This is a genomic window from Sphingobium sp. TomTYG65 (genome assembly GCF_055395525.1).
The window spans coordinates 2185252-2198543 of record NZ_AP027330.1; the positions used below are offsets into that span (position 1 = coordinate 2185252).

The following is a 13292-nucleotide window of genomic DNA, read 5'->3' on the forward strand; positions in this document are numbered from 1 at the left end:
GGTTCGCAGCGAAAGCCGCTACCCCGCACTCCGCTATGCGGAGCGCTCCTGTTCTCGCCGGTCGTCAGTCGATGACCGGCAGGGTTTCGAACTGGTGGAACGGTGGCGGGCTAGGCAGCGTCCATTCCAGCGTCGTGGCGCCTTCACCCCACGGATTGCCTTCGGCTTTCTTGCCCGCGACGAGCGACCAGAAGACGTTCACGAAGAAGATCAGCACGCCCACCGCCATGATTTCATAGCCATGGCTGGCCACGCCATTCCAGTAAGCGAAAGCTTCGGGATAGTCGGGATAGCGGCGCGGCATACCCGACAGGCCCAGGAAGTGCATCGGGAAGAACAGCATGTTCACGCCGACGAAGAATACCCAGAAGTGCAGGTGGCCGAGGAACTCGTTATACATGCGCCCCGACATCTTCGGGAACCAGTAGTAGAAGCCCGCGAACAGGCCGAACACCGCCCCCAGCGACAGAACATAGTGGAAGTGCGCGACAACATAATAGGTGTCGTGCAGCACGTCATCGACGCCGCCATTCGCCAGGACAACGCCAGTCACGCCACCCACGGTGAAGAGGAAGATGAAGCCAAGCGCCCATACCATGGGGGTCTTGTAGCTGATCGAACCACCCCAGATCGTCGCGATCCACGAGAAGATCTTGATCCCAGTCGGGACGGCGATGACCATCGTCGCAGCCGTGAAATACATCTTCACGTTCACGGACATGCCGGTGGTGAACATGTGGTGAGCCCAGACGACAAATCCGACGACCCCGATCGCCACCATGGCGTAGGCCATACCCAGATAACCGAAGACAGGCTTGCGGCTGAAGGTGGAGACGATCTGGCTGATGATGCCGAAGCCCGGCAGAATCATGATGTACACTTCGGGGTGACCGAAGAACCAGAAGAGGTGCTGATACAGCTCCGGATCACCGCCGCCAGCAGCGTCATAGAAGGTTGTGCCGAAGTTGCGATCGGTCAGCAGCATGGTGATCGCCGCAGCCAGTACGGGCAGCGCGAGCAGCAACAGGAAGGCAGTGACCAGCACCGACCAGACGAACAACGGCATCTTGTGCAGGGTCATGCCCGGCGCGCGCATGTTGAGAATGGTGGTGATGAAGTTCACCGCACCCAAGATCGAGCTGGCGCCCGCGATGTGCAGCGACAGAATCGCCATATCGACCGCCGGACCCGCAGAACCGCTGGTCGAAAGCGGCGCATAGACCGTCCAGCCGGTGCCTGCGCCATTACCCGTACCGCCGGGAACGAAGGTCGAACCCAGGAGCAGCGCGAAAGCGGGGATGAGCAGCCAGAAGCTGATATTGTTCATCCGCGGGAAGGCCATGTCGGGCGCGCCGATCATGATCGGCACGAACCAGTTGCCGAAGCCGCCAATGATCGCGGGCATAACCATGAAGAAAACCATGATTAGACCGTGCGCGGTGATGAGGACGTTCCAAAGGTGATAGGCCTGGTCGAGCGTGGCCGAGGGACCGTCGCTCCACTGCGCCCAGGTATGGAGATACTGGATGCCCGGCTGAGCAAGCTCAGCACGCATCAGACCCGAAATCGCGCCGCCGATCACGCCGGCGAGGATCGCGAAGATCAGGTAGAGGGTGCCGATGTCCTTGTGGTTCGTCGACATGAACCAGCGCTGGAAGAAGGCTGGCTTGTGATCGGCGTCATGATGCTCATGAGCATGATCGCCGTGATGATCTGCGGTAATGGTTGTCATGGCGTCTTGCCCTTACATCAAAGCTTTTGCGCGGGGGCGGCGGCCGGCGCAGCGGGAGCCGCAGCAGCGGTTGCCGCTGGCTGAGCGCCCTGGAGCTTGCCGCCCTGCGAGAGAACCCACTGATCGAACTGGGCGGGAGGCAGCGCCTCGATGGCGATAGGCATGAAGCCATGACGCGCACCGCAAAGCTCCGAACACTGGCCGTAATAAACACCCGGCTTTTCGATAGTGAAGGTCTTCTCATTGAGGCGGCCCGGAACCGCATCCATCTTCACCCAGAGCGAGGGCACAGCAAAAGCGTGGATCACGTCGGCGCCAGTGATGATCAGCTTGATCGGACGGCCGACAGGGAGAACCATGCGATTGTCAGGCGCGAGCAAATAGGGCTCGCCATTGGCCTCTGCCTTGTCCTTGGGCAGCATGTTCGACACATATTCGGGAATCCCGTTGTCGGGATATTCATAGCCCCAATACCACTGATAGCCGGTGACCTTGACCGTCAGCGCATCCTTCGGTGCAGGCTTATACTGGTCGGCCAGAAGCCCGATCGAGGGCACAGCGATGACCAGCAGGATGACCACCGGCACGACCGTCCAGATCACTTCGATCAGCGTGTTGTGCGAGGTCTTCGACGGCACCGGATTGGCGCTGCGGCGGAAGCGGACCATCACATAGAGCATCAGGACCAGAACGAAGACCGAGATGATCGTGATGAGCGGCAGCAACAGCACGTCATGCAGCCACCGAGCCGTGTGGCCAGTGGGGCTGAACTGCTCCTGCAAGGTGATTTCGCCCGGACGCGGCATGCCGATGCCTTCGGTCGGCTTCATGCGGGGCGGCGCGGCGACCTTGGCCGCCGGAGCAGCTTCCGCAGCCGGAGCGGCCGCATTGGCGCTCGACTCGGCCGGTGCAGCTGCATTGTCAGCAGCAGCGCCTGCGACGGCAGCATTGTCCTGCGCCAACGCCTGACTGTTCAACGCCGCAGCCGGCGCGAAGGCCAGCAACCCGGCGAGAACGAGCGATTTCACCATTTTCATAAGCGTCTTCTTACCCCGTAACCCCTTGGCGCCGCTGCAACGAAGGCGCGCGCATACGCGTCCCCCTCCGCCCGGTCGGTCTGCCGCGGCTTATAGGCATGGTTTTTTGATGCCTCAAGCGGGCAGGAGCAGATTTTCTTCGCTGTTGCAACGCCCCTATCGTCCGCCTATCTCGCACCTCGCGCACAGGGGCGCGTCATGGGCGTAGCTCATGTTATAAGAATATATGTCGGACGGCCCTGAAATGAGGCCGGGACATGCGCGGATGGATCGAAAATCGGATGACCGACGAGGAAGTACTGGCGGAATTCAGGGCAGCAGGAGCGCTGCTGGAGGGGCATTTCATTCTGTCCTCCGGCCGCCGGAGCGCCAATTATCTGCAATGCGCACGCGTATTGATGAATGCCGAGCGTGCAGCCCGGCTTGCCCGTGCAGTGGTACAGAAGCTGCCGCGCGAGTTGCGGCATGACATCGACCTTGTCGTCTCGCCCGCCATGGGCGGCCTGATCATCGGCCATGAAGTCGGCCGGGCGCTGGACAAGGACGCTGTGTTCCTCGAACGGCCCGAAGGCACGTTCGAACTGCGCCGCGGTTTCGCGATCACTCCAGGACAAAAAGTGCTGATGGTAGAGGATGTGGTCACGACCGGCCTTTCCTCGCGTCAGGCGATCGAAGCGGTGGAAGCGGAAGGCGGCATCGTGATCGCCGAGGCGGCGCTGGTCGATCGGTCCGCAGGCGAAGTCGATCTGGGCGTGCCTTTCTATCCGCTCGTCAGCATCAATTTCCCGGTTTATGAAGCAGATGAAGTGCCGCCCGAGCTGGCGGCCATACCCGCGATCAAGCCTGGAAGCCGGAAGCAATAAATAGCATGCAGCATCCCCCCGCCTGTCTGCGCCTGGGCGTCAACATCGATCATGTTGCCACCATCCGGAACGCGCGAGGCGGGGAGCATCCCGATCCGGTCAAGGCCGCTTTGCTAGCGGTGAAGGCCGGGGCGGACGGCATCACCGCACATCTTCGCGAAGACCGGCGGCACATTCGTGACGAGGATATCGCGACGCTCATGGCGGCGCTGACCGTACCCCTAAATCTGGAAATGGCCGCGACTGAGGAGATGCTGGACATCGCGCTGAAGCACCGGCCCCATGCCGCCTGCATCGTGCCGGAAAAGCGCGAGGAGCGGACAACCGAAGGCGGGCTCGACGCAGCAGGTCAGATCGAGGTGCTGAAGCCGATCGTTCAAGCGCTGGGCAGCGCCGGGATTCGCGTCAGCCTGTTCATCGAGGCTGATCCGGCGCAGATCGAAGCAGCAATCCGCCTCGGCGCGCCCGTCGTGGAGTTCCACACCGGCCGCTATGCCCATGTGGCGGGCGCTGAACGGGCGGACGAGTTGCGGCGTATCGCCGACGCCGCAGCCCTTGCGGCCAAGAACGGAATCGAACCGCATGCGGGCCACGGCCTGACGTTCGACAATGTCGGCCCGATCGCCGCCATTCCTCAAGTTGCTGAGCTCAACATCGGCCATTTCCTGATCGGCGAGGCCATATTCGGCGGACTGGAAGGCAGCATCCGCGAAATGCGGCGGCAGATGGACCTGGTGCGGTGATCATCGGCCTGGGCTCCGACCTCTGCAATATCGAGCGGATCCAGAACTCGCTTCAAAGGTTCGGCGAGCGATTCGAGCTGCGTGTCTTCACCGAAATCGAGCGCGCGAAGGCGAATCGCCGCCCCTTCACCAAGGCCGGAACGCTGGCAAAGCGTTTCGCCGCGAAGGAAGCATTTTCCAAGGCGGTGGGCACGGGCTTCAACCGCGGCGTTTTCATGAAAGATATCGGGGTCGTGAACCAGCCCGGCGGCGCGCCAACACTGGAACTGACCGGCGGGGCGCTTATCCGGCTTCAATCCTTGGTTCCCGCGGCCCACACGCCGGTCATTCACGTCACGCTAACCGATGATCATCCATGGGCGCAGGCCTATGTCATCATCGAGGCCCTGCCCCTGTGACGACTGCGCCCCCAGCATCCGAGAAGCCCTGCATGACGGCAACCGATATGAGCGAGAATGATCCGCTTCCGACCGAAGAGCCTGCGCCGCCGGTGCAGGCGCGGACGGACAGGGGCGCAATCGATTGGTGGCATGAAGTGAAGAGCATCGCTCTTCTGATCCTGGCCGTACTCGCCTTTCACAGCTTTGTCGCCAAACCCTTCTACATTCCGAGCGAGTCCATGATGCCGGTGTTGCTCAAGGGCGACCGGTTGGTGGTCAGCAAATTCCCCTATGGCTGGTCCTATGTTTCGCCCAGCTTCCACCCCCTGCCCTTCCTCAAAGGACGGATTTTCGGCCATTTGCCGGAGCGGGGCGACATCGTCATCGTTTCACCGCACAACCGGCGGGAAGACTATATCAAGCGCGTGATTGGCCTGCCCGGCGACATTCTCGAGGTGCGCGGCGGCCAGGTGATTCTGAACGGTGTGGCGGTTCCGCAGAAGGCGATGAAGCCCGTCCTGATCCCCGTGGATGGCAATGCGCCTTGCTCCCCCACCCAGTTTCCCGGCGCAAGGATTACCGGAGCCGACGGCAAGGATTATTGCCAGTTACCAGTCCGGCAGGAGATTCTGCCCAACGGCAAAAGCTATCTCACCATCGACATGGGTCCGAGCGCGCTGGATTGGTATGGGCCGGTACGGGTGCCGCCGCACCACGTTTTCCTGATGGGCGACAATCGCGACAACAGTGCCGACAGCCGTGCGCCGCTGGAAGAAAATGGTTTGGGCGGCCCAGTTCCGTGGGAAGCGATCGGCGGCAGGGCGGAGTTCATCACTTTCTCGCTGGATGGCAATTCCACCTGGAACCCACTGAGCTGGATCCATGGTCTGCGCAGCGGCCGCGCCGGGAACAGCCTGCGACCCGGAAGCGTTCCACCCCCGAAATAACGAATCTCAAAGGGGCTGGTGATTGAGCGGCAAGCACGTCCATATCGAGGAACCCGGCCCCAGCGAACTTCGCAGCCCCCTCGTCCAGCATGAAATCAGACGGGCGAGCGTCTGGATCGGCATGGCGGTCGCCGTCGCGCTTCTGGTTCTGCTCGCGCAGCCGATCATGTTGATACTGGGGGCGCTGGTCCTGACCACGATGATGGATGGGGGGACACGGCTGCTGGGTCGTATCCTGCCGATCAGCCGCGGTTGGCGGCTCACGATCGTGCTGATCGCGGCGCTGCTCTTCCTCGCCTACACATTCTATCTGACCGGATCGAGCCTGGCGCTGCAGGCTCAGGCCATGCGATCGATCGTCGAAGCGCAGATCAACCGGATCGGCGAATGGATGCAGCAATTGGGCGTCACCACTACGCCCAATGATTTTAAGAGCCTGGCGAGCCAGGCCTTCAACTCTATCGGCCGCGTAACCGCTGCGGTGGGCACGATGATGGGTGCGATCACCAGCGCGGTCATGATGCTGGTGCTGGCGATCTTCATCGCGATGGAACCCAGGCTGTACGAACGCGGCGTTGCCTGGATGCTGCCGATGGGCAGTCGGCTGAGCTTCTATAATGTGGCCGATAAGATGGGCTGGACCTTACGCCGCCTGATGTTCGGGCGTTTGATCGGCATGGCGGTGGAAGGCGTCGGCACCTGGCTGCTGCTGCTGGCAGGTGACGTGCCTATGGCGGGCCTGCTGGGAATCCTGACGGGGCTGTTCGCCTTTTTGCCGAATATCGGATCGATCATTTCCGGCGTGCTGATTGTGCTGGTCGGGTTTTCGGCAGGGGTCGATACCGGTCTCTACGCCTTTTTCGTCTATCTGGTGGTCCAGATCATCGACGGTTATCTGATCGTGCCGATGGTGGCGAAGCGCGCGACTGACCTCGCTCCAGCGCTGGTGCTGGCCGCACAAATCCTGTTCGGGGCGCTGTTCGGAATATTGGGGCTGTTCCTGGCCGACCCAATCGTGGCGATGATCAAGGTTTATCTGGAGGAACGCTCCAAGGCACATGAGGACGAACCGGGCACGGGCGGCATCGTTGTCGTCGAATAGAAAAGGGCCCGTAAACCGGGCCCTTGTCCAATGCTGATGATCTGATCAGTTTGCGGGAAGCGGGGGCGGCGTGGCGCCCTGCTGCATCATCTGCTGCATCCGCATGATCTCTGCCTTCGACTTGAAGTCATGCAGCTGGACGTCAAACACCAGCACCGAATTGGCGGGGATCGGGCCAGCGGCTTGCTCACCATAGCCAAGCTGCGGCGGAATCCAGAGACGGTATTTGCCGCCCTTCTTCATCTTCTGCAGCCCTTCAGAAAAGCCGGGCACGACGCCATCCACAGGCATCGCCGTCTGGGGGTTCTCGTCAAAGACAGTGCCGTCGAGCAGCGTTCCCTTATACCCCACCAGCGCGACGTCTGCCGGCGTGGGGCTGGGACCAGTGCCCTCTTCCAGCACCTTATACTGCAGCCCCGATTCGGTCGTGACCACGCCGTCCTCACCCGCATTCTGCGCGAGATAGCTCGCGGGCGACGCCTCGACGCCGCGCTGTCCGGCCCAAGCAAGTCCGCCGGCGGCGATCGCGACAGCGGCAACGCCGATCCAGAGACGCGTCAGCGACCCCTTGGCGACGGGACGAAGGGGAACAGCGGTCGTGGACATGGACCTAAGCCTCGCAGGTGCGGGTAAACAAGCAGGAAGGGACGGCCAGGCAGCCGCCCCGAATAACGATCGCCTTAACGGACGCCGTCGCGCTCGGCGCGCTTGCGCTCCAGCTTGCGCGCGCGGCGAACCGCAGCCGCCTTTTCACGGGCGCGCTTTTCCGAAGGCTTCTCGTAGTGACGGCGCAGCTTCATCTCGCGATACACGCCCTCACGCTGCAGCTTCTTCTTGAGCGCGCGCAGGGCCTGGTCGACATTGTTGTCGCGAACGATGATTTGCATAAGCCAGTCAAACTCCAGTCGAAAGTGGGCGGTTCGCCAGGAAACAAAACCCCTCCCGACGGGCCTACCGAATGTAATAGCGATGAGTCGTCGCAGGCCAGCCTGCGCCGTGTGGGGCGCGCCGTACCAGCAGAGTCGGCCAAATTCAACCCTAAAGCCGTTTCCCTCGACAGCGGCGCCATGAGAGCGGATAGTCGCCCTAATAGATAAGAAGGAGGATCGCCATGGCCACCGCCATTTCCGTTCCCGATGCGCCCGCCGCCGAGTGGCAGGCCCGCCAGCAACTGGCGGCCTGCTATCGCATCTTCGACCATATGGGCTGGTCGGAACTGATCTACAACCATATTACTCTGCGCGTTCCGGGTGAAGATAACGCCTTTCTGATCAACCCCTTCGGGCTGCTCTATTCGGAGGTGACCGCGTCCAACCTGGTCAAGATCGACATAGATGGCCATGTCCTAGACGGCAGCCCCTATCCGGTAAACCGAGCGGGTTTTACCCAGCACAGCGTCTTTCACCGTCATCTGCCCGATGCCCATTGCGTGATCCACACGCACACCACCGCCGCCATGGCTGTGAGTTCAACGCGCGAAGGCTTGCGACCCACAAATTTCTACGCGGCCGCCTTCGCGGGGCGAATCGCCTATCATGATTTTGAAGGCATCACGCTCCGGCCCGAGGAGGGAGAAAGGCTGATCGCGAATCTGGGCAACAAGCGGCTGATGATGCTGCGCAACCATGGCACGTTGGTCATGGCCGACAGCCTGCCCAAGGCGTTCCTCATGCACTGGATGCTTCAGCGCGCGTGCGAAATCCAGGTCGTGACCAGCGCGGCGGGCACGCCTCTCGACATCCCCGACGATGTGATCGCGGTGCATCAGCGCGACATTGGCGGCGTGCAGTTGCCGACCGGGCCCGGCGTACCCGATTTTCAAGCGATGGTCCGGCTGATCGACCGAATCGACCCGAGTTGGAAGAGCTGAATCTTTGTAGAGGTGGCAGGGGAGCGAACAATCTAGATCATGGACAGGGTTGGGAAAAGAACATATCATGAACTCATGCCCGCCTTGTCCACCCGTCAGAAGCTCGAAATCCTAGCCGACGCAGCGAAATATGACGCGTCCTGCGCATCGTCTGGCACGAAGAAGCGCGATAGCCTGTCAGGCCGGAAGGGCGGGCTGGGGTCAACCGAGGGAATGGGGATATGTCACGCCTATGCGCCGGATGGCCGATGTATTTCACTGCTCAAGATATTGCTGACCAACAGCTGCATCTTCGACTGTCATTATTGCATCAATCGCCGGTCCAGCGATGTGCGGCGCGCGCGCTTCACGGTGCGGGAAGTGGTCGATCTGACGCTCAACTTCTATCGCCGCAATTATATCGAGGGGCTGTTTCTGTCCTCCGGAATCATCCGCTCTCCAGACTACACGATGGAGCAGCTGGTCGGAGTGGCGAAGTCGTTGCGGGAAGAGCATGATTTTCGCGGCTATATTCACCTCAAGACCATCCCCGATGCCGACCCTGAACTGACGCATCAGGCCGGGCTCTATGCCGACCGGCTGTCGATCAATGTCGAGCTACCGACCGAACAGGGGCTGAAACGGCTCGCCCCTGAAAAGGATGGAAAGCGGATCGAGGGCGCGATGAAGGGGTTGCGCACCTCCATCGAGGATATGGGAGATGCACGGAAACGTTACCGGCATGCCCCCCGCTTCGCACCCGCCGGCCAATCCACGCAGATGATCATCGGTGCGGATGGAGCGGACGACCGGGCGATCCTGCGGCGGGCGCGATCGCTTTACGACCGGCACGCGCTCCGCCGCGTTTATTATAGCGCCTTTTCGCCCATCCCCTCCCCCAGCAGCGTCCTGCCGCTCAAGCGCCCGCCTCTTCTTCGGGAGCATCGGCTGTATCAGTCCGATTGGATGATGCGCTTCTACGGCTATTCAGTAAGCGACATCGAGCAGGCGACCGATCCCGAGACCGGCCATCTGCCGCTCGACATCGATCCCAAACTCGCTTGGGCGCTGCGGCATCGGGATATCTTTCCCATGGACGTGAACCGCGCCCCCCGCGAAATGCTGCTGCGCGTGCCGGGGTTAGGCGTGAAGGCGGTTGATCGCATCGTCACCAGCCGCAGGCAGCGCCGCCTGAGGTTGGAAGATGTCGCGCGACTAACCAGTTCGATCGCCAAGCTGCGGCCTTTCCTCGTCGCAAGCGATTGGCGGCCGCTGCACCTCATCGACAAGGTGGACCTGCAAAGGCATATCACCCCTTCCCCTACGCAATTCGAGCTTTTTGCCTGAACCGCTGCTTTTTGCCGTTGATAAGCGCCCCGCTTCATGTTTTTCTTGGGAGAAGGAATGGAGGGGAATTGGTGGTGGCGACGCTGTTCAAAAATGCTTCTGCGCAATCTCATGGCGGCCGCTATGCCAAGCGCATGAGCAGCCATCTGGCCACCGCGCTCGTCGTCTTCTGCCTGCTCCAGATCGGCATCGTCGCCAGAATGGGCGGCTCGCTGGTGCTTCACCTTGCCCTCATAATTGCCATTGGCGGCTTTGCCATGGCTGCGCGCGGTCTTGAGCGCCGCTGGGAAATACTTGATGAAAGCGGCCTTTCGAGCGCGGGGCTGGACCTTCGTTTCCGCCGCGATGTCGCGCAGGTCTGGTTCGCGAGCATTGCCAGCAGCCTACTATGGATACCTGTCGCGATCATCTTTCGCTTCTTGTTCGGCTGACCTCGGGACCCAAAGCCTGACAGCTTTCGTTTTGCCCTCTGGATCAAGAGGAGCACCCCATGGCCAATGCCACGATTTTCGACCGCCTGAAGCAGGATCATGACTTACACCGCCGTCTGTTCGAGCAGATGGCTGACGCCAAGGATGATCAGGAGCGGCTGGAACAGCTGTTTGAGCAGTTCCGGGTAGAAGTCACCGCCCATGCTGCAGCGGAGGAAGAGACGCTCTACGCGACGATGCTGGCCAGGCCCGATCTGCGGGAAGACGCGCAGCACAGCGTCTCGGAGCACAAGGAAATCGACGATTATCTTGAAGAGTTGCAGGAGCTGGAGGTCGATAGCGATGCCTGGCGCGAGACTTTCGGCAAACTGAAAAAACGCTACCTCCATCATATTGAGGAGGAGGAAGAGGAGATGTTCCCAGACGCCGCCGCCGAACTGACGGACGAAGAGGAGCAGAAACTGGCCGCGACCTTCGCCAAGCGCAAGCCTGCCGAACTGCAGCGGGCAGAAGCCTCCGATTGAGGCATATATGTATCAGGCGCTGCTGAGCGGGCCGGACGATTTCGAAGGCTGGCGCACGGCCGCCCGACGTTTCGCCCTGGCCGAGGTTCCGGCGCAGGATATCGACTGGTGCGTCGAAGGACAGGCCGCCTCACTCCTGTCCTTCGACAAGCCGTCCTTTCCCGACTTCAGCGGCGCCTTTTCAGTGCCGCGCGGGTTCATTGACTTGGCCGAAAGCGCGATACTGCACCGGGACGAGCAACGCTTTGCCCTACTGTATGAGTTGCTGCTGCATGTGCGGCAACATCCCTGGCGCATGGAGGATCAGGCGGACCCATTGCTGCGCCGCGTGGAGAGCCTCGCCAAAGCGGTACGGCGCGACATGCACAAGATGCGCGCGTTCGTCCGCTTTCGTGAGGTCGAGGAGGGCGACGCAACGCGCTTCGTGGCCTGGTTCGAACCCGATCATCATATCGTTCGTGCAAATGCCGGCTTCTTTGTGAGGCGCTTCGCGTCGATGCGCTGGTCCATCCTGACGCCCGAGATCAGCATCCATTGGGATGGTGAAATATTGAGCGAAGGCCCCGGGGCGGCCCGCACGGACGCACCTGCAGGCGATCCGGTCGAAGAGGTCTGGAAAAGCTATTACGCTGCGACCTTCAATCCCGCACGGCTCAAGCAGCGCGCCATGCTGTCGGAGATGCCGAAGAAATATTGGCGCAATTTGCCTGAGGCAGCGCTCATCCCGGAGCTGGTCGCTGGTGCACAGGCAAGGGAAGCAAGCATGATCGCCACACCCCCAAAGATGCCAGCCCGGCCGAGCAACATAGCGGCCGCTTGGAACGCCCTGCGCGAGGAGGCATCGACCTGCACCCGCTGCCATCTATATAGGGACGCAACACAGACGGTCTTCGGCGAAGGTCCGCTCGACGCGCGGCTCGTCCTGGTTGGCGAACAACCGGGAGATCAGGAGGATGTTGCCGGACGCCCCTTCGTCGGGCCTGCAGGCCAATTGCTGGACCGGGCTCTGGAGGAGGCGCAGATTGATCGCGCGAGCGTCTATGTGACCAATGCGGTCAAGCATTTCAAATATGAGCGGCGCGGCAAACGGCGCATTCATCAGACGCCGGAAACCCCGGAGATTCAGGCATGCCGCTGGTGGCTGGACCAGGAAATCGACCTGATACGGCCGCGCATCCTGGTGGCTCTCGGCGCTACGGCCGCACGCGCGATACTGGGCAAGGCCGTGACGATCAGCCGCACCCGCGGTGCGCCCATCCCGCTCGACAACGGCATCGAGGGATGGGTGACGGTTCACCCAAGTTTCCTGCTGCGCATGCCGGACGAAGCGCGCAAGGCCGCCGAACGGGAGCGCTTTGTCGAAGAGCTGCGCGGTATAGGCGAGCGGGTGAAGGCGCTGGATTGACGATCGCCGCTTGACCCAGGGCATCGCCCCGGCAACATCGCGGGATCGTGTATCTTGGCACAGGGGACCCCGTTCGTTCATGTCGATTGCTTATCTCAACGGCCAGTTCCTGCCGCTTGCCGAAACCCGTGTTTCGGTAATGGATCGCGGCTTCCTGTTTGCAGAGGCCGTTTATGAGGTCACGGCAGTGATCGAAGGACGTCTGATCGACAGCGCCTCACACATGGCGCGGCTGGAACGGTCCGCAGCAGCGATCGGCGTTTTCCTCCCCTTATCGCCCGCTGAGATTGAGGCGGTGCAGAAGGATCTGGCGAGGCGCAACGGTCTGGATGAAGGTTTGATCTATCTGCAACTGACCGGCGGCGCTGACGCCGGTCGCGACTTCCTGGCCCCGGCCGATTTGCAACCCACGCTGCTGATGTTCACGCAGGCGAAACATTTTCTGGACAGTCCTGCCGCGCGCTCAGGAATCTCCGTCGTCACAACGCCGGACCTGCGCTGGGCGCGGCGTGACATCAAGAGCGTAGGCCTACTCGCCCAAGCCATGGCGAAGCGGATCGCAGCAGAAGCTGGGGCGCAGGAAGCGTGGATGGTGGAAGATGGCTTCATTACCGAAGGCGCTTCTTCGACCGCTTTTCTGGTCACCAGCGAAGGAATCGTCACCCGCTCCTATTCGCAGGCGGTGCTGGCCGGTTGCACCGGAGCAGCGCTTACGGCTTTGGCGCAGGAAAGCGGCATGACCGTCACATACCGACCGTTCACGGTCGAAGAAGCCCTGGCGGCTCGCGAGGCTTTCATCACCAGCGCTTCAACGCTTTGCCAGGCGGTAGTCCGCATCGATGGCGAGCAGATCGGCGATGGCAAACCCGGGCCAGTCGCAACCCGGCTGCGTCAGCTCTACATCGATTTCGCCACGAAAACGGCTGTTTAAG

15 protein-coding genes are annotated in these 13292 nt (G+C 61.6%); 11 read left to right on the forward strand and 4 right to left on the reverse strand.

Annotation, left to right across the window (positions count from 1 at the left end):
* Nucleotides 1–64: 64 nt before the first annotated feature.
* Together ctaD and coxB are read right to left on the reverse strand one after the other, a co-directional pair.
* Entirely contained in the window at nt 65–1732 is a 1668-nt protein-coding gene (gene ctaD, locus ACZ5Y5_RS10780) for a cytochrome c oxidase subunit I (RefSeq protein ID WP_464808629.1), read from the reverse strand.
* 17 nt (nt 1733–1749) lie between these two features.
* Nucleotides 1750–2769 (reverse strand): cytochrome c oxidase subunit II, encoded by a 1020-nt coding sequence (coxB, locus tag ACZ5Y5_RS10785; RefSeq protein ID WP_464808630.1) that lies wholly within the window; start codon nt 2767–2769, stop codon nt 1750–1752.
* Between the two features lie 281 nt (nt 2770–3050).
* On the opposite strand from coxB, the gene pyrE reads away from it, so the two are divergent.
* The 5 genes from pyrE to ACZ5Y5_RS10810 are packed head-to-tail and all read left to right on the forward strand — an operon-like array spanning nt 3051 to nt 6804.
* Entirely contained in the window at nt 3051–3632 is a 582-nt protein-coding gene (gene pyrE, locus ACZ5Y5_RS10790; RefSeq protein WP_464810526.1) for an orotate phosphoribosyltransferase, read from the forward strand.
* A gap of 5 nt (nt 3633–3637) precedes the next feature.
* Entirely contained in the window at nt 3638–4375 is a 738-nt protein-coding gene (locus tag ACZ5Y5_RS10795) for a pyridoxine 5'-phosphate synthase (protein WP_464808631.1), read from the forward strand.
* A complete protein-coding gene (gene acpS / locus ACZ5Y5_RS10800) occupies nt 4372–4773 on the forward strand; it encodes a holo-ACP synthase (protein ID WP_464808632.1) in 402 nt (133 codons plus the stop codon). Before ACZ5Y5_RS10795 ends, acpS begins: the two co-directional genes overlap by 4 nt.
* A 32-nt stretch (nt 4774–4805) precedes the next feature.
* Nucleotides 4806–5702, forward strand: a complete 897-nt coding sequence (gene lepB / locus ACZ5Y5_RS10805) for a signal peptidase I (RefSeq protein ID WP_464808633.1) — start codon at nt 4806–4808, stop codon at nt 5700–5702.
* Between the two features lie 22 nt (nt 5703–5724).
* The gene (locus ACZ5Y5_RS10810; RefSeq protein ID WP_464808634.1) at nt 5725–6804 is read left to right on the forward strand and encodes an AI-2E family transporter; all 1080 of its coding nucleotides are present in this window, start codon (nt 5725–5727) and stop codon (nt 6802–6804) included.
* Between the two features lie 45 nt (nt 6805–6849).
* On the opposite strand, the gene ACZ5Y5_RS10815 is transcribed toward ACZ5Y5_RS10810, so the two are convergent.
* Both ACZ5Y5_RS10815 and rpsU read right to left on the reverse strand, forming a co-directional pair.
* Complete coding sequence (locus ACZ5Y5_RS10815) at nt 6850–7410, reverse strand: FKBP-type peptidyl-prolyl cis-trans isomerase (RefSeq protein ID WP_464808635.1); 561 nt, start codon at nt 7408–7410, stop codon at nt 6850–6852.
* Between the two features lie 74 nt (nt 7411–7484).
* Nucleotides 7485–7691: a 30S ribosomal protein S21 gene (gene rpsU / locus ACZ5Y5_RS10820; protein ID WP_004208618.1), complete on the reverse strand. Its 207-nt coding sequence runs from the start codon at nt 7689–7691 to the stop codon at nt 7485–7487.
* Between the two features lie 224 nt (nt 7692–7915).
* On the opposite strand from rpsU, the gene ACZ5Y5_RS10825 reads away from it, so the two are divergent.
* The 6 genes from ACZ5Y5_RS10825 to ACZ5Y5_RS10850 all read left to right on the forward strand — a co-directional run bounded on the left by ACZ5Y5_RS10825 (nt 7916) and on the right by ACZ5Y5_RS10850 (nt 13291).
* Nucleotides 7916–8674 carry a class II aldolase/adducin family protein gene (locus ACZ5Y5_RS10825; RefSeq protein ID WP_464808636.1) on the forward strand — a complete coding sequence of 253 codons (759 nt, stop codon included), beginning with the start codon at nt 7916–7918 and terminating at the stop codon, nt 8672–8674.
* Between the two features lie 75 nt (nt 8675–8749).
* Nucleotides 8750–10000, forward strand: a complete 1251-nt coding sequence (locus ACZ5Y5_RS10830) for a putative DNA modification/repair radical SAM protein (protein WP_464808637.1) — start codon at nt 8750–8752, stop codon at nt 9998–10000.
* A gap of 134 nt (nt 10001–10134) precedes the next feature.
* Complete coding sequence (locus ACZ5Y5_RS10835; RefSeq protein WP_464808638.1) at nt 10135–10431, forward strand: hypothetical protein; 297 nt, start codon at nt 10135–10137, stop codon at nt 10429–10431.
* Between the two features lie 59 nt (nt 10432–10490).
* Nucleotides 10491–10955, forward strand: coding sequence for a hemerythrin domain-containing protein (locus ACZ5Y5_RS10840; RefSeq protein WP_464808639.1), 465 nt, complete (start codon nt 10491–10493; stop codon nt 10953–10955).
* Between the two features lie 7 nt (nt 10956–10962).
* On the forward strand, nt 10963–12360 hold the full coding sequence (locus tag ACZ5Y5_RS10845) for a UdgX family uracil-DNA binding protein (protein WP_464808640.1): 1398 nt from the start codon (nt 10963–10965) through the stop codon (nt 12358–12360).
* Nucleotides 12361–12439: 79 nt separating this feature from the next.
* Nucleotides 12440–13291: a D-amino-acid transaminase gene (locus tag ACZ5Y5_RS10850; protein WP_464808641.1), complete on the forward strand. Its 852-nt coding sequence runs from the start codon at nt 12440–12442 to the stop codon at nt 13289–13291.
* The last annotated feature ends 1 nt before the right edge of the window (nt 13292 follow it).

What these genes read in the sequence shown, in the direction of transcription:
- ctaD (WP_464808629.1), bottom strand. Translation starts at nt 1,732, where the DNA reads ATGACAACCATTACCGCAGATCATCACGGCGATCATGCTCATGAGCAT.
- coxB (WP_464808630.1), bottom strand. Translation starts at nt 2,769, where the DNA reads ATGAAAATGGTGAAATCGCTCGTTCTCGCCGGGTTGCTGGCCTTCGCG.
- pyrE (WP_464810526.1), top strand. Translation starts at nt 3,051, where the DNA reads ATGACCGACGAGGAAGTACTGGCGGAATTCAGGGCAGCAGGAGCGCTG.
- ACZ5Y5_RS10795 (WP_464808631.1), top strand. Translation starts at nt 3,638, where the DNA reads ATGCAGCATCCCCCCGCCTGTCTGCGCCTGGGCGTCAACATCGATCAT.
- lepB (WP_464808633.1), top strand. Translation starts at nt 4,806, where the DNA reads ATGACGGCAACCGATATGAGCGAGAATGATCCGCTTCCGACCGAAGAG.
- ACZ5Y5_RS10815 (WP_464808635.1), bottom strand. Translation starts at nt 7,410, where the DNA reads ATGTCCACGACCGCTGTTCCCCTTCGTCCCGTCGCCAAGGGGTCGCTG.
- rpsU (WP_004208618.1), bottom strand. Translation starts at nt 7,691, where the DNA reads ATGCAAATCATCGTTCGCGACAACAATGTCGACCAGGCCCTGCGCGCG.
- ACZ5Y5_RS10825 (WP_464808636.1), top strand. Translation starts at nt 7,916, where the DNA reads ATGGCCACCGCCATTTCCGTTCCCGATGCGCCCGCCGCCGAGTGGCAG.
- ACZ5Y5_RS10830 (WP_464808637.1), top strand. Translation starts at nt 8,750, where the DNA reads ATGCCCGCCTTGTCCACCCGTCAGAAGCTCGAAATCCTAGCCGACGCA.
- ACZ5Y5_RS10835 (WP_464808638.1), top strand. Translation starts at nt 10,135, where the DNA reads ATGAGCAGCCATCTGGCCACCGCGCTCGTCGTCTTCTGCCTGCTCCAG.
- ACZ5Y5_RS10840 (WP_464808639.1), top strand. Translation starts at nt 10,491, where the DNA reads ATGGCCAATGCCACGATTTTCGACCGCCTGAAGCAGGATCATGACTTA.
- ACZ5Y5_RS10845 (WP_464808640.1), top strand. Translation starts at nt 10,963, where the DNA reads ATGTATCAGGCGCTGCTGAGCGGGCCGGACGATTTCGAAGGCTGGCGC.
- ACZ5Y5_RS10850 (WP_464808641.1), top strand. Translation starts at nt 12,440, where the DNA reads ATGTCGATTGCTTATCTCAACGGCCAGTTCCTGCCGCTTGCCGAAACC.